23 protein-coding genes and 1 tRNA gene are annotated in these 19,987 nt (G+C 66.0%); 12 read left to right on the top strand and 12 right to left on the bottom strand.

What is annotated here, in order from left to right:
* Positions 1-42: 42 nt before the first annotated feature.
* From FHS96_RS22330 to cpdR, 3 genes are all read right to left on the bottom strand, one after another.
* On the bottom strand, positions 43-1,266 hold the full coding sequence (locus FHS96_RS22330) for a serine hydrolase domain-containing protein (protein ID WP_429597108.1): 1,224 nt from the start codon (positions 1,264-1,266) through the stop codon (positions 43-45).
* A 350-nt stretch (positions 1,267-1,616) separates the two neighbouring features.
* Positions 1,617-1,691 (bottom strand) — tRNA-Val (locus tag FHS96_RS22325).
* Positions 1,692-1,744: 53 nt separating this feature from the next.
* Positions 1,745-2,122, bottom strand: a complete 378-nt coding sequence (cpdR, locus tag FHS96_RS22320) for a cell cycle two-component system response regulator CpdR (protein ID WP_429597105.1) — start codon at positions 2,120-2,122, stop codon at positions 1,745-1,747.
* 151 nt (positions 2,123-2,273) lie between these two features.
* Between cpdR and FHS96_RS22315 the strand changes: the two genes are divergently transcribed.
* Entirely contained in the window at positions 2,274-3,140 is an 867-nt protein-coding gene (locus FHS96_RS22315; protein ID WP_429597103.1) for an N-formylglutamate amidohydrolase, read from the top strand.
* Positions 3,141-3,380: 240 nt separating this feature from the next.
* On the opposite strand, the gene FHS96_RS22310 is transcribed toward FHS96_RS22315, so the two are convergent.
* The 3 genes from FHS96_RS22310 to FHS96_RS22300 form a co-directional block, all read right to left on the bottom strand.
* A complete protein-coding gene (locus FHS96_RS22310; RefSeq protein WP_429597100.1) occupies positions 3,381-3,917 on the bottom strand; it encodes a cytochrome b in 537 nt (178 codons plus the stop codon).
* 4 nt (positions 3,918-3,921) lie between these two features.
* Positions 3,922-4,710, bottom strand: coding sequence for a SapC family protein (locus tag FHS96_RS22305; protein WP_429597097.1), 789 nt, complete (start codon positions 4,708-4,710; stop codon positions 3,922-3,924).
* An 87-nt stretch (positions 4,711-4,797) separates the two neighbouring features.
* A complete protein-coding gene (locus FHS96_RS22300; RefSeq protein WP_429597095.1) occupies positions 4,798-6,219 on the bottom strand; it encodes an FAD-binding oxidoreductase in 1,422 nt (473 codons plus the stop codon).
* A gap of 79 nt (positions 6,220-6,298) precedes the next feature.
* On the opposite strand from FHS96_RS22300, the gene FHS96_RS22295 reads away from it, so the two are divergent.
* Positions 6,299-6,733 carry a hypothetical protein gene (locus tag FHS96_RS22295; protein WP_429597092.1) on the top strand — a complete coding sequence of 145 codons (435 nt, stop codon included), beginning with the start codon at positions 6,299-6,301 and terminating at the stop codon, positions 6,731-6,733.
* A 92-nt stretch (positions 6,734-6,825) separates the two neighbouring features.
* On the top strand, positions 6,826-8,238 hold the full coding sequence (locus FHS96_RS22290; RefSeq protein ID WP_429597089.1) for a DEAD/DEAH box helicase: 1,413 nt from the start codon (positions 6,826-6,828) through the stop codon (positions 8,236-8,238).
* A gap of 61 nt (positions 8,239-8,299) precedes the next feature.
* Here FHS96_RS22290 and FHS96_RS22285 read toward each other — a convergent pair whose 3' ends face one another.
* From FHS96_RS22285 to tgt, 3 genes are all read right to left on the bottom strand, one after another.
* Complete coding sequence (locus FHS96_RS22285; RefSeq protein WP_429597086.1) at positions 8,300-9,004, bottom strand: esterase/lipase family protein; 705 nt, start codon at positions 9,002-9,004, stop codon at positions 8,300-8,302.
* Between the two features lie 41 nt (positions 9,005-9,045).
* Positions 9,046-9,474 (bottom strand): hypothetical protein, encoded by a 429-nt coding sequence (locus FHS96_RS22280; RefSeq protein ID WP_429597084.1) that lies wholly within the window; start codon positions 9,472-9,474, stop codon positions 9,046-9,048.
* A 73-nt stretch (positions 9,475-9,547) separates the two neighbouring features.
* Positions 9,548-10,669 carry a tRNA guanosine(34) transglycosylase Tgt gene (tgt, locus tag FHS96_RS22275; RefSeq protein ID WP_429597081.1) on the bottom strand — a complete coding sequence of 374 codons (1,122 nt, stop codon included), beginning with the start codon at positions 10,667-10,669 and terminating at the stop codon, positions 9,548-9,550.
* A gap of 162 nt (positions 10,670-10,831) precedes the next feature.
* Between tgt and FHS96_RS22270 the strand changes: the two genes are divergently transcribed.
* Entirely contained in the window at positions 10,832-12,991 is a 2,160-nt protein-coding gene (locus tag FHS96_RS22270; protein ID WP_429597078.1) for a TonB-dependent siderophore receptor, read from the top strand.
* Positions 12,992-13,213: 222 nt separating this feature from the next.
* Here FHS96_RS22270 and FHS96_RS22265 read toward each other — a convergent pair whose 3' ends face one another.
* The gene (locus tag FHS96_RS22265) at positions 13,214-14,137 is read right to left on the bottom strand and encodes a bifunctional helix-turn-helix transcriptional regulator/GNAT family N-acetyltransferase (RefSeq protein ID WP_429597075.1); all 924 of its coding nucleotides are present in this window, start codon (positions 14,135-14,137) and stop codon (positions 13,214-13,216) included.
* Positions 14,138-14,229: 92 nt separating this feature from the next.
* The gene (pyk, locus tag FHS96_RS22260; RefSeq protein WP_429597072.1) at positions 14,230-15,687 is read right to left on the bottom strand and encodes a pyruvate kinase; all 1,458 of its coding nucleotides are present in this window, start codon (positions 15,685-15,687) and stop codon (positions 14,230-14,232) included.
* Between the two features lie 93 nt (positions 15,688-15,780).
* Between pyk and FHS96_RS22255 the strand changes: the two genes are divergently transcribed.
* From FHS96_RS22255 to ruvA, 6 genes are read left to right on the top strand one after another with little or no spacing between them, the layout of a single operon-like run.
* Entirely contained in the window at positions 15,781-16,083 is a 303-nt protein-coding gene (locus FHS96_RS22255) for a DUF1244 domain-containing protein (protein WP_429597069.1), read from the top strand.
* 55 nt (positions 16,084-16,138) lie between these two features.
* Positions 16,139-16,378, top strand: a complete 240-nt coding sequence (locus FHS96_RS22250) for a DUF2312 domain-containing protein (RefSeq protein WP_429597066.1) — start codon at positions 16,139-16,141, stop codon at positions 16,376-16,378.
* Between the two features lie 31 nt (positions 16,379-16,409).
* Positions 16,410-16,730: a heavy metal-binding domain-containing protein gene (locus tag FHS96_RS22245; protein ID WP_039998172.1), complete on the top strand. Its 321-nt coding sequence runs from the start codon at positions 16,410-16,412 to the stop codon at positions 16,728-16,730.
* Between the two features lie 33 nt (positions 16,731-16,763).
* Positions 16,764-17,507 carry a YebC/PmpR family DNA-binding transcriptional regulator gene (locus FHS96_RS22240; RefSeq protein ID WP_429597063.1) on the top strand — a complete coding sequence of 248 codons (744 nt, stop codon included), beginning with the start codon at positions 16,764-16,766 and terminating at the stop codon, positions 17,505-17,507.
* On the top strand, positions 17,504-17,992 hold the full coding sequence (ruvC, locus tag FHS96_RS22235; RefSeq protein WP_429597842.1) for a crossover junction endodeoxyribonuclease RuvC: 489 nt from the start codon (positions 17,504-17,506) through the stop codon (positions 17,990-17,992). Before FHS96_RS22240 ends, ruvC begins: the two co-directional genes overlap by 4 nt.
* Positions 17,992-18,597 (top strand): Holliday junction branch migration protein RuvA, encoded by a 606-nt coding sequence (ruvA, locus tag FHS96_RS22230; protein ID WP_429597060.1) that lies wholly within the window; start codon positions 17,992-17,994, stop codon positions 18,595-18,597. Before ruvC ends, ruvA begins: the two co-directional genes overlap by 1 nt.
* Here the strand turns inward: ruvA and FHS96_RS22225 are convergent.
* On the bottom strand, positions 18,594-19,238 hold the full coding sequence (locus tag FHS96_RS22225) for a DUF1345 domain-containing protein (protein ID WP_429597057.1): 645 nt from the start codon (positions 19,236-19,238) through the stop codon (positions 18,594-18,596). The two genes, ruvA and FHS96_RS22225, sit on opposite strands and share 4 nt — an antisense overlap.
* A gap of 65 nt (positions 19,239-19,303) precedes the next feature.
* On the opposite strand from FHS96_RS22225, the gene FHS96_RS22220 reads away from it, so the two are divergent.
* The gene (locus FHS96_RS22220) at positions 19,304-19,618 is read left to right on the top strand and encodes a DMT family transporter (RefSeq protein ID WP_429597054.1); all 315 of its coding nucleotides are present in this window, start codon (positions 19,304-19,306) and stop codon (positions 19,616-19,618) included.
* The gene (locus tag FHS96_RS22215) at positions 19,618-19,983 is read left to right on the top strand and encodes a TfoX/Sxy family protein (protein ID WP_429597051.1); all 366 of its coding nucleotides are present in this window, start codon (positions 19,618-19,620) and stop codon (positions 19,981-19,983) included. Before FHS96_RS22220 ends, FHS96_RS22215 begins: the two co-directional genes overlap by 1 nt.
* The last annotated feature ends 4 nt before the right edge of the window (positions 19,984-19,987 follow it).

The raw sequence follows: 19,987 nt of genomic DNA, 5'->3' as shown, positions 1-19,987 counted from the left end.
ACTGGACGACCCGGTGCCCTGAAGAGGAGGGGCGTAACGCCATCACACCAGTGCCGAATAGATCAGCGTCTTCAGCTCGCGCCGGATCGGCCACAGGCTCGACGGGCTGAGCTGCGTCATGAACACCATCGTCAGCCGCTCGACCGGATCGACGAAGAAGGCGGTCGAGAACATCCCGCCCCAATAATATTCGCCCGGCGATCCCGGCATCATCAGCCGCACCGGATCCTGCGTCACCGCGAAGCCCAGGCCGAAACCGACGCCGGCATTCTGCGTCTCGCTGAACAGCGAGGTTGACAGTGAGGCGAGGTCGCCTCGACCGGGCAGGTGGTTGAGTGTCATCAACTCCACCGTCTTGCGGCCAAGGATGCGGACGCCGTCGAGCGTGCCGCGGTTGAGCATCATCTGGCAGAAGCGATGATAGTCCGCGCTCGACGAGACCAGCCCGCCGCCCCCCGAGCAGAAGCGGGTCGGCTGTGACCACAGGCTGTCGCCGCCGCGATCGAAGACCGTCATCCCCTGCCCCGGCGTCCATGCCCAGGCATCGACCAGCCGGTCGCGCTTGTCCGCAGGCACGACAAAGCCGGTATCGATCATGCCCAGCGGAGCGAAGATGCGGCTTTCGAGGAAGGCATCGAACGGCTCGCCCGACAGGCGCGCGACGATCACGCCCAGCACGTCGGTGGCCAACGAGTAGTTCCAGGCGGCGCCCGGCGAGAATTCCAGCGGCGCATCGGCAAGCGCGGCGATGAAGCTGTCATCGTCATGCACAGTGCGCCAGTTCTCCACCTTCGCCTTGCGAATATAGGCATCGACATTGGTGCGATACTGGAAGCCGTAGGTGAGGCCCGAGGTGTGGCGGAGCAGATCGACCATGCGCATCGGCGCATTGACCGGGCGGCTCGCGAAGGGGGCGCCGCCACCGCCCCCGGCATAGACGCCCAGCCTGGCGAATTCGGGAATGACGCGTTCCACCGGGTCGTCGAGCGCGACCTTGCCCTCTTCGACCAGCATCATGAACGCCACCGAGGTGATCGGCTTGGTCATCGAGGCGATACGGAACAGCGCATGTTCGTCGACCACCGCATCGCTGCCGCTGCGCGCCGGCCCGACGCTGGCGAAATGCGCGATCTTGTTTTCACGACCGATCAGGATCTGCGCGTGCGGCAGGCGGCCGGCACCGACGTAGCGATCCGCCAGCAACGCATCGATCCGCTGCAGCCGGCCGGGATCGAATCCCAGCGCTTCGGGCGTGTCGAACTCCATGCGCGATCCTCCGGTCAAGCGGCTGAGGGCGTTGCTATTGCTGCGCGGCGGAGCGGAATCAACCGGCGATCGGCTGCGGCGACGAATGGAGCGTATCCGCATGTCGGCGGCGCTTGAGCACAAAAAGCAGCGGAGCCGAAACTCCGCCGCCAAGGCTATGTGGGGGGCCGACGAAGATTTCCGTCGGCACCCGGCCATCATTCCGATCGCCCGCGGCCTGCCGCACCAACATATGTTTATAGACCCGATCTGGATCGAGTTTCGATGGCCCAGCGATGCGCGCGATCCGCTCGCGCCCTGCTACCCCGAAACGCAAAAACCCCGCCGGTTTTGGCCGGCGGGGTTTTCGATGGTGGGCGTGGCAAGGATTGAACTTGCGACCCCTGCGATGTCAACACAGTGCTCTACCACTGAGCTACACGCCCACGGGGGAGGCGCGCTATTAGCCTCGCCTATCGGACTGTGCAAGCATGAATCGTCATTGCGGATCGCGCGTCGTGCTGATCCCGAAAAGTCGGTCGATCTGCATCACCAGATCGCGCAGGTGGAAGGGCTTGGAGAGCAGCCGCGCCTGCGGCATCGCTTGCCCCGCTTCCAGCGTGACCGCGGCGAAGCCGGTGATGAACATCACCTGCAGCGCCGGCATCCGCTCGGTCGCGCGGCGGGCGAGTTCGATGCCGTCGATCTCTGGCATGACGATATCCGTCAGCAGCAAATCATGCTCCTGCGCGTCGAGCAGCGGCAGCGCCTCGGTGCCGGAGCCCACCGCATTGACCTGATAGCCGGACGTTTCGAGCGCGCGGGTAAGATAGTGTCGCATCGCCGGATCATCTTCGGCGAGCAGAATCCGAATCATCCAACCCCCAACGCGCAGCGGGCCCAAACATACACCGGGTGATGCGCCGCTTGCGGCAACGCCCGACGGACGCAGGAATGATTATGGGGACGTCTCCACGATTTTCCACACCCGCGTTGCCCCGTCGCCGCGCCCGGCCTAGCATGACGTGATGGCCGATCCCCAGCCATTCCGCCGCATCGGCCCCGCATTGCTGACCTCCCCGGTCGTGCTTTCGGTGCCGCATGCCGGCCGCGACTATCCCGCCGATCTCGCGGCGATGCTGCGCATTCCGGTGCAGGCAGCCGAATCGCTGGAAGACCGGCACGCCGACCTGCTGGCGCGGCAGGCGGCCGAATCGGGCGGCGTCGCCGGGTTGGTGGCGCGCGTGCCGCGGCTGCTGATCGACCTCAACCGCGCCGAGCAGGAAATCGATCCCGAGATGACGGATCCGCCGCTGCGCGGCACCGCCCTCATCCCGTCCGCCAAGGTGCGCGGCGGGCTCGGCCTCGTTCCGCGACGGCTGCATCCCTATGGCGACATCTGGCGCCAGACGCTGTCCGTCGACGCGCTCGCCACGCGCATCCGCACCGTCCACCGTCCCTATCATGAGGCGCTGGCGCAATTGCTGGCACAGGCACGCATGCGCTTCGGCGTGGCGGTGCTGATCGACCTTCATTCGATGCCGCCGATCCGCCCCATCGGCAGCCACGCACCGGCGCGGATTGTGATCGGCGACCGCTTCGGTCGGTCGGCGGCGGCACGCATTACGGCGCGCGCGGTGGCAGAGGCGCGTGTGGCCGGGCTGCCGGCGGCGATCAACGCGCCCTATGCTGGGGCGCATATGCTCGATCGCCACGGCAACCCGCGCGGCGGCATCCATGCGATCCAGCTCGAGATCGACCGCAGCCTCTATCTCGCCTCGGGATTACGGGAGCCGGGCGAGGCACTGCCGCACATTGCCGGCTTCGTCGCAGCACTGGCGGCGGGGCTGGCGGAGGAAGTCACCGGCTGGCGGGATTCCGCAGCCGCGGAGTGAATCGTAACCAACCGCGAGTCGGGCCACGGGCAAGACACGGCACATACACGCCGAATAAAGGCCCAAGAAAAAACCGCCCCGTGCAAGCACGAGGCGGCCAAGGTTCAGGGAGGAAACACGCCCGAAGGCGTGGACACGGATGCGAAAGGGGGAAACACATCCGGTGTCAAAGAAACAGATAGGCCCCCGGTCACAGCCTTTCAAGGCCATGGCCGTCAATTCATCCGATTTGGGAACGAATTAACCCCTGCGCGGCGTAACGATCGGCAGAATCCGCTGCATCGTCGCATCGCCGTCGAAGAACTGATGCTTGAGCGCACCGGCAATGTGCAGCGCGATCAGCCCGATCATCGCCAACCCCATGATCTCATGGAATTCGTGCGACGCCTCATAAAGCGCACCACCGCGCGTGATCGGCAGATAGGGAATATCGAACAGCCCGAACCATTCGAGCGGACGGGGCTTCGGCGAGCCCGAACTCATCGCCCATCCCGAAAGCGGAATGAGCACGATCAGCAGATAGAAGGCCCAGTGCAGCGCGTGCGCAAGTCCCTTTTCCCAGGGCCTGACGCTTGCGGGCAACGGCGGCGGCCGGTGGCCCAGCCGCCACGCCCAGCGCAGCAGGCTGAGCACCAGCACGGTGATGCCGATCGACTTGTGCCAAGGCATCGGCCCACCGGCGAGGACGAGCGCGATGTTGGCGATGATGAGCAGGCCGATCAACCAATGCAGCGTGATCGCCACGCTGGAGTAGGTTGAGCGGCCTGCCCGGATCATCGGATCAGGCCTCGATCACGGCCGGCGCGGGCTGGCCGACACGCGGCCCCTTGCCCTGCTGGACCTGGCGGCCGAAGATTTCGCGCATCACCTGCAGCGAGAAGAGATGCGCGTAGAGCAGCGGCAACATGCCCGAGCGCGCCATCTTGCGGAGCTGGTCACCGCGCAGGTCGCGCAGCTTTTCCTCCGAGACCATCTGGAAACCGCGATACACGAAGGGCTGCTCGCTGCCTTCGGGTTGGATCGAGACTTCGCCGTCGATCAGGATGTTGAGCTCGATCAGTTCCTTCATGAACGCGGAGGTGCGCTGGCCCGCTTCCTCGAACTGACGGCAGAACTCCAGGATCGCGTTGGTCGCGGCGCTGGGCTTGCCATCCTCGAACAGCGGCTGGCCATCCTCGAACGGGCCGATCGCCTCGGCGGTCGGATCGAAGCACAGCGACAGCTCATCGCTATCCGGACGCAGCCGGGCGAGCATGAACGGATAGCGGCGCACCCATGCTGGGACATACACATTGTCGATCAGCTTGCCGGTGTCGTCGACGAACGTGTTGATGCCTTCGTTCATGCCCATCAGCGCGATCGGCACGGCATCCTTGCCCTGCGTAAAGACGATCGGAAAGAAGCGCTGCGCGGCAGCGAACTCGTCGATCGTGACCGGAATGGCGTGCTGCGAGACCAGCCAGGGTGCGGTATCGATGTTGCGCGCCTTCCAGGTTGCATGCTCGCTGCTCGAAAGCGGCTGCAGGCCGTTGTAGAAAAGCGGAAGATTGTTCGCCGGCGCGGTCGCCATGAAAAGACTCCAGTGGAATAAGCTGCGCCCGGGCCCCCCGCGCGCGTGGGCAGGCTGTATTTCCCGCAGCGAATGGACGCAAGCCCGTCAGGGCAGCAGCTTGCCCGGATTCAGGAGCCCGTGCGGATCGAGCGCCGACTTGATGGCGCGCAGCGCGGCGATGCGACTCGGTTCGGTCAATCGGCCGAAGGATTTGCGCTTCATCTGGCCGATGCCATGCTCGGCGGAAAGTGATCCGCCTGCGGCATCGACGAGATCATAGACGAAATCGCTGATCGCAGGCCCATTGCTGGCAACCCAGTCCGTCCCTGCCCCATCACCCGCCCGAACGTGGAAATGGACATTGCCGTCGCCCAGATGGCCGAACGCGCTGGCATGGGTGCCGGGAAAGGCGCGCTCCGCCGCCGCGGCGGCCTCGACCATGAAGCGCGGCATCGCCGCCACCGGTACTGAAATGTCGTGCTGCACGGCCGGGCCGGAGGCGCGTTCCGCCTCCGAGATCGATTCGCGCAGCTTCCAGAAGGCCTCGGCCTGCGCCTCGCTGGCGGCGATCACCGCATCCTCGATCAGCCCCGCCTCGATCGCGCGGACCAGCAGCGGCTCGATCAACGGCCGCGCGCTGCCCGCCGTCTTGCCGACGACCTCGATCAGCACGTGCCAGCCATGGTTCCCGGCGAGCGGCGCGCGCGTGCCTGGGATGTGGCGCAGCACCGCCGCCAGCGATTCGGCGGGCAGGATCTCGAAGCTCTCGATCGCGTCGCCCGTTTCCGCCTCCAGCCGCCGCAGCAGATCGAGCCCGGTCTGCGGATCGGCCACGCCCGCCCATGCCACCGCGCGGTCGGCAGCGGCGGGCACCAACGTGAGCGTAGCCGCGGTGACGATGCCCAGCGTACCTTCGGCGCCGATCAGCAGATGGCGCAGATCATAGCCGCGATTGTCCTTCTTGAGCGCTGACAGGCCATGATAGATCGAGCCATCCGGCAACACTGCCTCCAGCCCTGCGACCAGCGCGCGCATTGTCCCGAAGCGCAACACCTGCGTGCCGCCGGCATTGGTGGAGACGAGCCCGCCGATCGTCGCCGAACCCTTGGCTGCCAGCGACAGCGGGAAGCGCCAGCCCGCCGCTGCGGCGGCATCGTGCAGGTCTGACAGGATTACCCCGGCCTCGGCAATCGCCGTGCCCGCGGCAGCGTCCAGTCCACGCAGCCGGTTCATCCGGCGGGTCGAGAGGATCAGCGCAGATCCGTCCGCGGGCGGGGTTGCGCCGCCGACCATTGAGGTGTTGCCACCCTGCGGCACCAGCGGCACGCTGGCAGCGGCGGCCATCGCCATTGCGGCCGCGGTTTCCTCGGTATCCGCTGGTGCGACGATCGCCGGGCTGGCGCCGTGGTAACGCCCGCGCCAGTCGCTGAGCCAGGGTGCAAGCGCATCGGCATCGGTGATGACGCCCTTGGGCCCCAGCCGTTCACGCAGCTGGTCGATGAGACGGGCGGGTTGCGGATTTGCCATGGCCGGGCAACTAGTACGGGATTAATCCGCCGTTCAACCGCTTAAGGGCATCGCCTGCGCCCGACATGGATAACCGCCTGTGATTTTCACGACGTTCCTGCTGTTCTTCATGCAGGGCGGCGATCCGCCGCCGCCGCCCGGCCGCGGTGCGCCCGTTATCCAGTTTCGTTCGCGCGTGGTGATCCGGGTGCCGGCGATCGCGCCCTTGCCGCGCACCGCGCGCCCTGCCCCGCCGGTACAGTGGAAGGAAAGCAAGGGGCCGCGCTGCGTGCCGTCCCGCGCGATCCGCGGTTTCGCGATTTCGGCGGAACGCAGCCTCGACATGGTGCTGATGGATGGCAACAGGTTGCGCGCGCGCTTCGACGGCGACTGCGGCGGGCCGGATTTCCGTTCGGGCATCTACGTCCATCTCGACGAGGACCGCATGATCTGCGCGGATCGCGATGCGATCCACGCCCGATCGGGCGGATCATGCGAGATCGAGCGCTTCCGCAAGCTGAGCGTAAAGCGATAAACACCCGATTCGCTTGACATTGTCGTCCACAGCGACCAAGCGCGAGCAATCGTGCGACGCGGCATGAGTTCGCACTCTTAACCGGATCGCCAATGACGTTCGCCGACCTCGGCCTTTCTGACGAATTGCTCCGCTCGCTCGATGATTCGGGCTACAGCTCACCGACGCCCATTCAGGCGGCGGCGATCCCGCCCGTGCTGATGATGCGCGACCTGATCGGGATCGCGCAGACCGGCACCGGCAAGACGGCCAGCTTCGTGCTGCCGATGATCGACATTTTAGCGCATGGCCGCGCGCGCGCGCGCATGCCGCGCTCGCTGATCCTTGAGCCGACGCGCGAACTCGCCGCGCAGGTCGCCGAGAATTTCGAGAAATACGGCAAGTATCACAAGCTCTCGATGGCGCTGCTTATCGGTGGCGTGCAGATGGGCGATCAGGTGAAGGCGCTGGAAAAGGGTGTTGACGTGCTGATCGCCACGCCCGGCCGGCTGATGGACCTATTCGAGCGCGGCAAGATCCTGCTCACCGGCTGCTCGATGCTGGTGATCGACGAGGCGGATCGTATGCTCGACATGGGGTTCATCCCCGATATCGAGCAGATCTGTACCAAGCTGCCCAAGACCCGCCAGACATTGCTGTTCAGCGCGACGATGCCGCCGCCGATCAAGAAGCTGGCCGACAAGTTCCTCTCGAACCCGAAGCAGATCGAGGTCGCGCGGCCCGCCAGCACCAACACCAATATCGACCAGAAGCTGGTCGAGGTGTCGTCGCGCGGCAAGCGGCGTGCGCTCGATACGCTGCTGCGTGGCGAAGGCGTCAACACCGCAATCATCTTCTCCAACCGCAAGACGACGGTTCGCGAGCTGGCGCGCAACCTTAAGCGCGACGGTTTCCGCGCTGGGGAGATCCATGGCGACATGGAACAGCCCGAGCGGCTGCGCGAGCTTGAGCGCTTCAAGACTGGCGAGATCAACATCCTCGTCGCCTCCGACGTCGCGGCGCGCGGGCTCGACATCAAGGGCGTAAGCCACGTCGTCAATTATGACGTGCCCTGGCATCCCGACGACTATGTCCACCGCATCGGCCGCACCGGCCGCGCGGGTGCGACCGGCACCGCCTATACGCTGGCGACGCCCGACGACGCCGAGTCGGTCGCCAATATCGAGAAGCTGACCGGGCAGAAGATTCCGCGCCTCGCCGCCGAAGCGGTCGAGGCCGAAGTGGAAACGGGCGCGGCCGATGCTCCTGCCAAGCCTGAAAAGGCGCGGTCGGAAAAGCCCCGAACCCGCGCGCGCAAGAGCAAGGAGCCCCGCGAGGCCGCCCCTGCGCCGGTCGAGGCTCGGCAGCCCGAGACGCCGCAGCCCCGCGCACCGCAGCCGGAAGGCGCACGCCCAGCACCGCGCGACCAGCGCCGTGGCCGCGGTACGTCGCGTGACGACGGCCCGGACGATGGCGGCTGGAACGGCCCGATCCCGAGCTTCCTCGACGTCAAGCTCTGCAGCTGAAGCCGCGGCGGCGGCGATCATCCATCGCCGCGGCCGACATGCTTTTGCCGATCGATGTGGCCTAGGCCCGCCTCGCGATCGCGTGCTGTTCATCGTCCGCATCGGCGCGGTCAAACCGTTCCCGTTCCAGAAATGCGAGCGTCTGACGAATCGTCTCGCGGTCATGCGGCATCGCGCTGTGGCCGACGGGCAGGACGATATGATCGCTCTGGCCGGGCAAGTGCGTTGCGCTCACCGCGACCTTGCCATCATTGGGCTCGCCCATCAGCCGGCTGGTGACGAAAGGCAGGATCGATCGCGTGCCAGCGATGATACCAACCGGAAAGTCGATCGCCCCCAACGCGCTTTCCAGCAGCGCGTTGCGGCGGCGATCGAGCAGGTCGGCAGAAGGGCCGAGGCAAAGGCCGGAGACGCGCAGCCCGCGCGCAAGATCGACCCACGGGCTGCCGGCATGCGGCGGCCCCAGCATCACCGCCCGGCCGATCCACGCCGGACGATGGCGGGTGACATAGGCGCGCAGCACGAGCGACCCCATCGAATGGGTAACGAAATGGATCGGTCCGGGATTGGCGGCGGCGAACCGCTCGAAGCGCGGGTGAAGCGCCGCGACGATACGATCGACGCTGTGCGCGCGTGAACGGTACATCGGGTTGAACGTGCGATAGCCACGCCGCCGCAGCGCCCATTCCATCGGCGCCATCATCACCGGCAACGCCCAGATACCATGGAGCAGGATCACGCTGCCGCGCGGAGGCGTTGCCGTCATGCACGCACCTGTCGCATCGGACGCGGGTGGCGGCAAGCCCGTCAGGCGTCGAGCGCGCCTGTCAGATACCGAGCGTAGGCGAACAGCGCCAAGGCAAGCAGGATCACCACGACCAGTACGACGCGGCTGCGTCGTCCGGTGGCGATCTGCCACAGCCCGGTGAGCGTGGCGACCAATCCGAACGCGATCACCATGCTGAACAGGGTTAGCGCCATGCGCCCCTGTTCGGCGGTGCCGTTCCAGATGCTGCCGCCGATCTCCTGCCCCGGATGCAGCATTTGCGGCGCGATGTTCAGCGTGATCGTGCCCATCAGCCCGATCAGGAAGAGCCCGCAGGCCAGCATCAGGCCGCCGAGGATGCGGATGGTCTTCGAGGTGCGCATCTTCGATCCGCACTTCGGGCAGGTCGCGACGCTGCCCGGGACGACATGGCCGCAGGTCAGCGAGAAACAGGTGCTGGTTTTCGTCATGCCGCGCAGAATACCGAGTCGGCGCCCGCCGCGCAGTGCGGGAAAGCACAGGCCGGCACGCGCTTTGTAAAACCTATTTCCCCCCGCGATAGCGCAGGCGAAACGCATCTGCCCATGCCGTCAGCCGCCCTTCGGCGATCGCCCCGCGCAGCCCGGCCATTACCTGCTGGTAGAACCACAGATTATGTTCGGTCATCAGCATCGCGCCGAGCATCTCGCCCGACTTCACGAGGTGGTGCAGATAGGCGCGCGACCATCCCGCGATCGGCGAATCCGGATCGATAGGCGTCAGATCCTCGGCATATCTGGCGTTGCGGATGTTGACCGGCCCATCCCAGGTGAAGGCCTGGCCGTTGCGGCCGCTGCGCGTGGGCAGCACGCAATCGAACATGTCGATGCCGCGTTCCACTGCGCCGACGATGTCGTCCGGCTTGCCGACGCCCATCAGGTAGCGCGGCCGATCCGCAGGCAGCATCGCCGGCGCATAGTCGAGCACGCCGAACATGGTCTCCTGACCCTCGCCCACCGCAAGGCCGCCGACGGCATAGCCATCGAACCCGACCTCCATCAGCGCGTCGGACGAAACCTGCCGCAGATCGCGGAACATCGATCCCTGCTGGATGCCGAACAAGGCCGAGCGCGCGGCATGCGCCTCGCCGCTGTCGAACCCGTCGCGCGAGCGCTGCGCCCAGCGCATCGAGCGCTCCATCGAGGCCTTGGCCTGCTCCCAGGTCGCCGGAAAGCTGGTGCATTCATCGAACGCCATGACGATGTCCGACCCCAGCAATCGCTGGATCTCCATTGAGCGCTCGGGCGTGAGCATGTGGCGCGAACCATCGAGATGGCTGCGGAAGGCGACGCCCTCCTCGCTTTTCTTGGTGAGCGCGGACAGGCTCATCACCTGATAGCCGCCGCTGTCCGTCAGGATCGGCCGGTCCCACTGCATGAAATCGTGCAGCCCGCCGAGGCGATCCATCCGCTCCGCGCCGGGACGCAGCATCAGATGATAGGTGTTGCCGAGGATGATGTCCGCGCCGATCGCGCGAACCGCATCGGGCTTCATCGCCTTGACGGTGGCGGCGGTGCCCACTGGCATGAAGGCGGGCGTGCGGATCTCGCCGCGCAGCATCCGGATGCTGCCCGTGCGCGCCGCGCCGTCCGTGGCGGTGATCGAGAAGGAAAAGCGTTCGGTCATGAAGCGCGGGCCTATAGCGGGACACGGCCACGGAGTCAGGCCCATCGACGCGGTTGCATCGCAGCAAACTTGTTGAGAGCGAATCGCATTAATATTGCGAATGCCTCGCGCTTGCCCTAGTGGCGCCCCCACTTCACGAAAAACCGCAGGCAGGGTCGTTACATGGGGTCGAAATTCAATTGGTTCGTGGGCGCAGCGCTGTGCGCAATGGCCTGTCCCACCGCGGCACAGACCGCGGACGAGGCGGCGGCACCCGCTTCCGAGGACATCGTCGTCACCGGCACCTATACGATCCCGGACAAGATCGACACGGCGACCGGTCTAGGCCTCACCATTCGGGAAACCCCGCAATCGGTCAGCATCATGACCGCGCAACGCATCCTCGATCAGAACCTGATCAGCGTCGCCGACGTTCTGGTGAACAGCGTTGGCGTGTCGGTCAACGAGGTCGACGACGTCCGCAACAATTTTTACGCGCGCGGCTTCGAAATCCGCAATACGCAGATTGACGGCGTGCCGGCGGCGTGGACCCTGGCCGGTTCCAACGGCGAGACCAATATCGACGTCTCGATCTACGAGCGCGTCGAGATCGTGCGTGGCGCGACTGGCCTGCTCTCGGGTGCGGGCGATCCGTCCGCCTCGGTCAACCTCGTGCGCAAGCATGCCGATGCCACCGAGCTGACCGGCTATGTCAACGCCAGCTTCGGAAGCTGGAACACCTGGCGCGTTTCGGGCGATGTCGGCGGCGCGCTCACCTCGGATGGCCGCGTGCGCGTCCGCGCGGTCGGCCGCTATGAAGAGGGCGAAAGCTATATCGACCTCTACGACAACAAGAAGTTCGTGCTCTACGGCGTGATCGATGCGGACGTGACCGACACCACCATGGTCCGCGCCGGCATCAGCCATCAGGACAGCAAGCCCAAGGGCGCGTCATGGGGCGCGCTACCGACCTTTTATACCGACGGCACCACCACCGATCTCGCGCGGTCGCAGACCACCGCTGCCGACTGGACCTATTGGAACACCACCAACCAGAACATTTTCACCACGCTCCGCCAGGAGATCGGCGAGAAGTGGAGCGTCACGCTCAACTACAACCGCCTGCGCAACACCGGAAAGAGCCAGCTGCTCTATCTCTATGGCGCGGTCGACAAGGCAACGGGCGCGATCCAGTACAGCAACCCTTACAAGGCTGACGGCATCAGCATACAGAACAGCTTCGACGGGCAGATCAAGGGCGCCGTCAGCCTGTTCGGCCGCGACCATGAGGTCGTGCTGGGCGCGCTGCACAGCGTGCTCAAGCGCCACACCGACAATTATGAGGCACCCCTGCCCTGGGCGCCGAACGTTCCCGTGATCGGCCCGGGCGGCGCCGATTTTCCCGAGCCGACCTGGGGCACCACCCCGATCCGCAACGAGGAAGAGCGCATCGAACAGACCGGCTATTATGGCGCGGTGCGCTTCGACGTCGCCGATCCGCTCAAGCTGATCGTCGGCGGCCGGCTCGCGAGCTGGAAGCAGAAGGGCTTCGCCTGGAGCGGCCCCAGCGATTATGGCGATGACGACGTGTTCATCCCCTATGTCGGCGCGCTGTTCGACGTGACGCCCAACCACCGCATTTATGCGAGCTTCACCAAGATCTTCCAGCCGCAGAACCTGCGCGACCGCAATCTCGACCTGCTCGATCCGCTCAACGGCAAGGCATATGAAATCGGCCTGAAGAGCAGCTTCTTCGACGACAAGCTGCAGACCTCGGTCGCGCTGTTTCGCATCGAGCAGGACAATGTCGGCCAGCTCGGCGAGATGATCATTCCCCCCGAAGGCGGACTGCCGCAGCAGACCTACATCGCCGCCCAGGGCGTCACCAGCCAGGGCTTCGAACTGGAAGTCACCGGCCAGCCGCAACCGGGCTGGAACGTCAATGCCAGCTACAGCCAGTTCAAGGCCGAGGATGGCGACGATGTCGCGGCGAACACCGATCAGCCGCGCAAGCTGCTGAAGCTGTTCACCACCTATGACATGCCAGGCCCGCTCGAAGGGCTGACGGTGGGCGGCGGCGTCAATTATCGCAGCAAGGCCTATGTCGGCGGGCTCCACCCGATCCTCTCGACGCCGTCCGACCCGGTGCCGTTCCGCTTCCAGCAGGATGGCTTTACGTTGGTCAGCCTGATGGCGCGCTATGCGGTGACCGAGAATTTGCAGCTGCAGGCCAATCTCGAGAATCTGTTCGACAAGAAATATTACAGCCAGATGGGCTTCTTCGAGCAGTATCGCTACGGCGCGCCGCGTAACTACACGATCAGCGCCGGCTATCGGTTCTGAGATGGACTGAGCCCCTCCTCTTTAGAGGCATCGGGTCGTCCAGTCCCCCGGACTGGACTTGGACTGCCGGGGGCAGTCCAACCCGATGCCGGGTTGGGGTGAGGCGAGCGCAGCGAGCTTTCGCGCAAGCGGAAGCAACAGCGTCAACGGGAGCATCGAGCCCCCGTCGCCGCTCCCCACCCCCGTTCCCTGCCCTGAAGGCGAGCGGCTTCCGATGCGCCCTCAATCCCGAAAGCGCAACTCCCAGTCCTCGCCCTCCTGGGGCGCGCCAAACGCGTGGTGGACCGTCATCGCGGTCCGCACGAAGCCGCAACCGGCATAGATACGCCGTGCGCTTTCGAGCACGCTGTGCGTCCATAGCCAGATCTGGTCATAGCCGGCCTCGCGCGCGAACCCGATCGCGGTGTTGACCAGCGCCTCGCCAATGCCGAGGCCGCGCGCCTCGGGCTCGACATAGAGCAGCCGCAACTGCGCACCCCGCTCCCCCGAATCGCAGACGAACACCGAACCGACCATCCGGCCGCCGCGCTCGGCGACCCAGCATTGCTCACGCCCCGGCTGGAAATCGCGCAGGAAGCGGCCGGTGATGTCGAGCAGCAGCGCCTCCATCGGCCGCCCCCAGCCATGCAACGCAGCGTAAAGTTCGGCCTGGCGCGTCGCGATGCGGCCCATATCGCCGGTTTCGAAGCTGCGCATCGTCCACGGTGGCAGGTCACTGTCGGCAAGCAGCATCCGCGCGGTGCCCAGCGCCTCCACCAGCGCCTTGCGGCCCGCGACGCCGATCGGCGCCAACCGGGCCGCCACGTCCGCCCGCGTCACCGCATCAAGCGCCTCATAGGCCGCGCGCCCGGCCGCCGTCACATGGATCGGCCGCTGCCGGGCATCCTCCGCCCCTCGCCGCCGTTCGATCCAGCCCTCCGCCTCGAACCGGCGCAGCAGGCGGCTGGCATAGCCGGCGTCAAGATCGAGCCGGGCCTGCAGTTCGGCGGCCAGCAAGCCTTCGCGATGGATGATCTCGTAGAAGAGCCGCGCCTCGATTAGGCTCATGTCGCTGCCCATGTAGCGCGGCGCGAGCGCGCCGGCGAAACGGGTGTGGAAGCGATTGAATGCGCGCACTGCGCGGATCGTGTCGTCGGTCTCGGTCATCATGCGCTGAGGGATGCGGCACTTTACTTGACGATGTCAACTATATGCCCAAAAATCACCCCGCCGGCACGCGACCGGCGGGGTGATCGAACTCAGTCGTTGAAGCCGGTCAGTTCGTCTCCGACGAGCTTCACGACGTGCAGCACGTTGGTGGAGCCGGCGACCCCGAACGGCACGCCCGCCATCACGATGATCGCGTCGCCCGCCTTGGCGATGCCGTGGCGCAGCGCCATCCGCTTTGCCTTGGCGACCATCTCTTCGAACGAGCCGACATCGCGGGTGCGCACTGCGTGGACGCCCCACAGCAGGCCCAGGCGCCGCGCCGTCTCGCGGCTCGGCGTCAGCACCATCAGCGGCACCGTAGGGCGTTCCCGCGCCACGCGCCGTGCGGTCGATCCTGAGATCGTGAAGCACACGATAGCCGCGGCCGACACGGTCTGCGCGATCCCCGCCGCGGCTTCGGAAAGCGCATCGGCGGTGGTCGAATCGGGTCGCGTCTCGGTAAAGTGGACGCGGGCGTGATAGCCCGGATCGCGCTCCACCGCGTCGGCGATGGCGTTCATCATCGACACCGACTGTTCGGGCCAATCACCTGCGGCGCTTTCCGCCGAGAGCATGATCGCGTCGGCGCCGTCGTAAACCGCGGTCGCCACGTCGCTCACCTCCGCGCGCGTCGGACTGGGCGATTTGATCATCGATTCGAGCATCTGCGTCGCAACCACCACCGGCTTCCCCAGCCGGCGCGCGGTTTCGACGATGCGCTTCTGCAGCGGCGGCACGGTCTGCGGCGGCAGTTCAACGCCGAGATCGCCACGCGCCACCATCACCGCATCGGCGATGCCGAGAATGTCCTCGAGCCGCTCGACCGCGGCCGGCTTTTCGATCTTGGCAAGCAGCGCCGCACGGCCAGCGATCAGCCGGCGCGCCTCGGCGACATCCTCGGCGCGCTGCACGAAGCTCAGCGCGATCCAGTCGACATCCTGTTCAAGCGCGAAATCGAGATCCTTGCGGTCCTTGTCGGTCAACGCGGCCATCGGCACCACGACGTCCGGCACGTTCAGCCCCTTGTTGTTGCTGAGCGCGCCGCCGACCTCGACCGTGGTGACGATCCGGTCCGGCTCGGCGGAGGTCACGCGCAGCACCAGCTTGCCGTCATCCAGCAGCAGGCGGGCGCCTTCCTCCATCGCCATAAACAGTTCGCGGTGCGGCAGATTGACGCGGGTCGCATCACCGGGAGCGGTATCACGATCGAGCACGAAGGTGGCACCCGGCTTCAGCGTCACCATGCTTTCGGCGAACCGGCCAACACGAAGCTTGGGGCCCTGCAGGTCGACGAGGATCGTCGTCGGGCGGTTGAACTCGGTCTCCATCTCGCGGATCGCGGCGATGACCTTGGCATGATCCTCATGCGAGCCGTGGCTCATATTGACACGGAAGGCGTCGGCGCCGGCGCGGAACAATGTCTTGATCATGTCCGGCGAGCGGCTGGCGGGACCAAGCGTTGCAAGAACGCGAACCTTGCGCGAACGCGGGGCCAGATAACGCGACATCACGGAGCTCCTCTGCCCGTTTTCACTCATGCTTTGGGCCTCGGCTGGATAGCGGCTAATCCGTCGAGATCAACCGTGGAAGGATGACGAACTATGGCCATAGAAGCGATCGATGACGCAACCGCGGCAAAGGTATTACGCCGCCTTGTCGCCCACCTGCAGCACCGTACCGATGCACAGAACGTCGATCTTATGGGGCTGGCCGGCTTCTGCCGCAACTGCCTGGGTGACTGGCTGGCCGAGGCATCGGACGGAAAGCTGACTCGCGACGAGGGCCGCGAGGCGGTTTACGGCATGCCCTATGCCGATTGGAAAGCCGCGCACCAGCAGCCCGCAACCGCCGAACAGCTCCGCCGGATGGACGAAAGCGTCGCTCGGAACGCCCGGCAGCCTTGAGCCGCGGCGCCGGCTGCCCTAGACGCCTCCCCTTGATTCATCCGGGAGTACCAGAATGAGCGACGTCGTCGCCGCAGAACAGCTACGTCTTTTCATCGAGCGCATCGAGCGGCTGGAGGAAGAAAAAAAGGGCATCGCCGACGATATCCGCGACGTCTATGCCGAATCCAAGTCGAACGGCTTCGACGTGAAGACGATGCGGTCGATCGTCCGCCTGCGCCGCATGGAAAAGAACGCCCGCGACGAAGCCGAAGCGCTGCTCGAAACCTACAAGGCGGCGCTCGGCCTCGACTGAGCCGTTTCGCCCGATCCGGAAGGGAATGCCGATGATCCTCACCACCACGCCGACCATCTCGGGACGGGTGATCGCCGAATATCGCGGCATCGTCACCGGTGAGGTCATCGTCGGCGCGAACATCTTCCGCGATCTGTTCGCGTCAATCACCGATATCGTCGGTGGCCGCTCGGGCGCCTATGAAAGCAAGCTGCGCCAGGCGCGCGAGCAGGCGTTCCGCGAACTCGAGGGCGAGGCGCATGACAAGGGTGCGGATGCCGTGGTCGGCATCGACATCGATTATGAAGTGCTGGGCAAGGACGGGTCGATGCTGATGGTCACCGCCTCCGGCACCGCGGTGAAGCTCGCCTGAGCGGATCCCGCCAGCGATTTTGGAGGAGCGGCCATGGCCGGCCATAGCAAATTCAAGAACATCATGCGGCGCAAGGGCGCGCAGGACAAGAAGCGCGCTTCCTTGTTCTCCAAGCTCAGCCGCGAAATCACCGTCGCCGCGAAGATGGGCATGCCCGATCCGGCGATGAACGCGCGCCTGCGCGCCGCGGTGCTCGCCGCGCGTGCCGGCGGCATGCCCAAGGACAATATCGAGCGTTCGATCAAGAAGGCCGAGGGCAGCGATGGCGCGATCTTCGAAGAGATCCGCTATGAGGGCTTCGGCCCCGGCGGCGTCGCGCTGATCATCGAGACGCTGACCGACAACCGCAACCGCACCGCCACCAATGTGCGCCTCGCCATGTCGAAGAATGGCGGCAATCTGGGCGCACCCGGCGCGGTCAGCCACGGCTTCGATCGGCTGGGGCTGATCAACTATCCGGCCAGCGCGGGCGATGCCGACAAGGTGTTCGAAGCGGCGCTGGAAGCCGGTGCGGAAGACGTGCAGTCGTCCGAGGAAGGCCATGAGATCTGGACCGCGCAGGATGCGCTCCACGAAGTCGCCAAGACGCTGGAGCCGGTATTGGGCGAGGCCGAGGGCACCAAGCTCGCTTGGCGCCCGCAGACGATGGTCGCGGTCGAGGAAGGCGATGCCGAACAGCTCTTCAAGCTGCTCGACGCGCTCGACGACGATGACGACGTGCAGACCGTTTGGGGCAATTACGAAATCTCCGACGAGGTGATGGAGAAATTGGGCTGATCATCCTCGGCCTGGACCCCGGCCTCGGCACCACCGGCTGGGGGATCATCGCCGCGGTCGGCAACCGGCTGAGCCATATCGGCAACGGCCAGATTTCCACCGACACCAAGGCCGCTCTGCCGGAGCGGCTGGTGGTGCTCGATGCGGCGCTCACCGACCTTCTCCTTCTCCACCGCCCGGACGCCGCGGCGGTCGAGGAGGTGTTCGTCAACGCCAACCCGCGCTCCACGCTCAAGCTGGGCCAGGCGCGCGGCGTGGTGCTGCTGGCGGCGGCGCGGACCGGGATCGCCGTCGGTGAATATGCCGCGAGCGTGGTCAAGAAGGCGACGGTGGGCGTCGGCGGTGCGGACAAGGCGCAGGTGCACGCCATGGTGAAGCGGCTGCTGCCGGGTGCCTCGATCACCGGCGCCGACGCCGCGGACGCGCTTGCCGTGGCGATCACCCACGCCCATCATCTCGCATCGAACCGGATATTGGGGGGCTGATGATCGCAAGACTGACCGGAACGCTTGCCGAGACCACCGCCGACCATGCGGTGATCGACGTCGGCGGCGTCGGCTATCTCGTCCAGGCCTCGTCGCGCACCTTGACCGCGATCGGCGCAATCGGGGGTCATGTGATGCTGTTCACCGAAATGCAGGTGCGCGAGGATGCGATCACATTGTTCGGCTTCGGATCGGCCGACGAGCGCGACTGGTTCCGGCTGCTGACCAGCGTTCAGGGCGTCGGTGGCCGCGTCGCGCTCGCCATTCTCTCGGTGCTCGACCCCGCCGAACTGCTACGCGCCGTCGCCAATGCCGACAAGGCGATGATCGCACGCGCCAACGGCGTCGGCCCCAAGCTGGCGATGCGCATCGTCAACGAATTGAAGGACAAGGCTGGCGGCATCGCGCTCGGCCCCGGCGGCGCATCCGCACCGGCGGCGAAGGCCGGCGGCGCGGGGGCGGACGCCGTCTCCGCGCTCATCAACCTCGGCTTTCGGCCGGGCGAGGCGAGCAGCGCGGTCGCCGCAGCGGACGAGGAACTTGGCCCCGGCGCAACGCTGGATGCCCTGGTGCGGCTGGCATTGCGAAAGGCATCCAAGGCCTAGCCGCCGCCCAGCACGTTGATCGTAAACGCGATCACGCCCAGGTTGAACACGAACGCCGCCAGACAATGCAGCGTCACCACGCGGCGCATCAAACCGTTGCCGATCGTGACGTCCGAGGTCTGGAAGGTCATGCCGAGGCAGTAGGCGAAATAGACGAAGTCCCAATAATCGGGCTCTTGCGTGCCCGGGAAGCTCAGCCCCCCGCTGTCGCTCGCCCCGCCGCGGGGCAAGTAGAAGAGATGCGCATAATGCAGCGCATAGACGAGGTTGCTGAACAGCCAGCTCAGCGCCAAGGTCGCGACGATGATCGCGGCGGTCAGCGGCGTGGTGCTGCCGCGCTGCATCAGTTCGCTCGCGACCGCGGTCAGGATCGCGATCGAGACCGCGCCGGTCACCACCAGCATCATCGTGCGGTTGGCGTCGTTGCGCCGCGCCGATTCGCGCATGGCCTCCGCCTCCCGGTCCATCAGCGGGATGCACGACAGCAGGAAGACGGCGGCGGCGATGTCGAAGCCGATCATCACGCTCTCGCGCCAATCGGCCCAGGCGCGCAAGCCCAGCGCCCCGAGCGTGAACAGCAACAGGAATGCCAGGAAACGTGGCGGCGCCACGCGATTGCCGATGCCAGGCATGAAGCGCATGACGCATGCTAGAGCAGGCGCGCAGCCTCGGCTATGGACCCTCTGCACGAAAAAGGGGTTCGCCAATGGCGTGGCTGTTGCTGATATTGGGCGGTTGTTTCGAGGTGGGGTTCACCACCTGCCTTCGCTATGTCGACGGCTTCCGCAACCTGCCCTGGACCTTGGGCTTCCTCGTTTCAGTGATCCTGTCGATGGGGCTGCTCGAAATCGCGTCGCGCTCGATCCCGATGGGCACGGCCTATGCGGTGTGGGGCGGCATCGGTGCGCTCGGCACGGTGATCGTCGGCATGATCTGGTTCGGCGAGCCGGTGAACCTCGCGCGGCTGGCGCTCATCGGCGGGCTGGTCGGCTGCATCGCCGGCCTGAAGCTTGTGCACTGATGGCGTTTGACCGCGGGCTGGTGGAGTGGGTGGTCGAGGCGCTGGAGCCACTCGGCACGGTGTCGCAGCGGCGGATGATGGGCGGCGCTACGCTTTATCTGGATGGCACGATCTTCGCGCTCGTTGTCGGCGACGGGCTCTATTTCAAGGCGGATGCTCAGAGCGATGCACAATGGGACGAGGCCGGCTGCGCGCGCTTCACCTATGAGGCGAAAGGCAAGGTCAACACGTTCAACTATCGGGCCGCGCCCGATGGGGTGCATGACGATGCCGATACGATGCGCGAATGGGCGTCTCTGGCGGTCGAGGCGGGGCACCGCGCGCCCCCGCCCCGCCGCAGGAAAAGCCCAGCCCCGAAGGGCTGAGCCG

The organism is Sphingomonas zeicaulis (genome assembly GCF_050433225.1).
Classification (GTDB): domain Bacteria; phylum Pseudomonadota; class Alphaproteobacteria; order Sphingomonadales; family Sphingomonadaceae; genus Sphingomonas_D; species Sphingomonas_D zeicaulis.
This window is presented reverse-complemented; position numbering and strand designations above follow the sequence as displayed.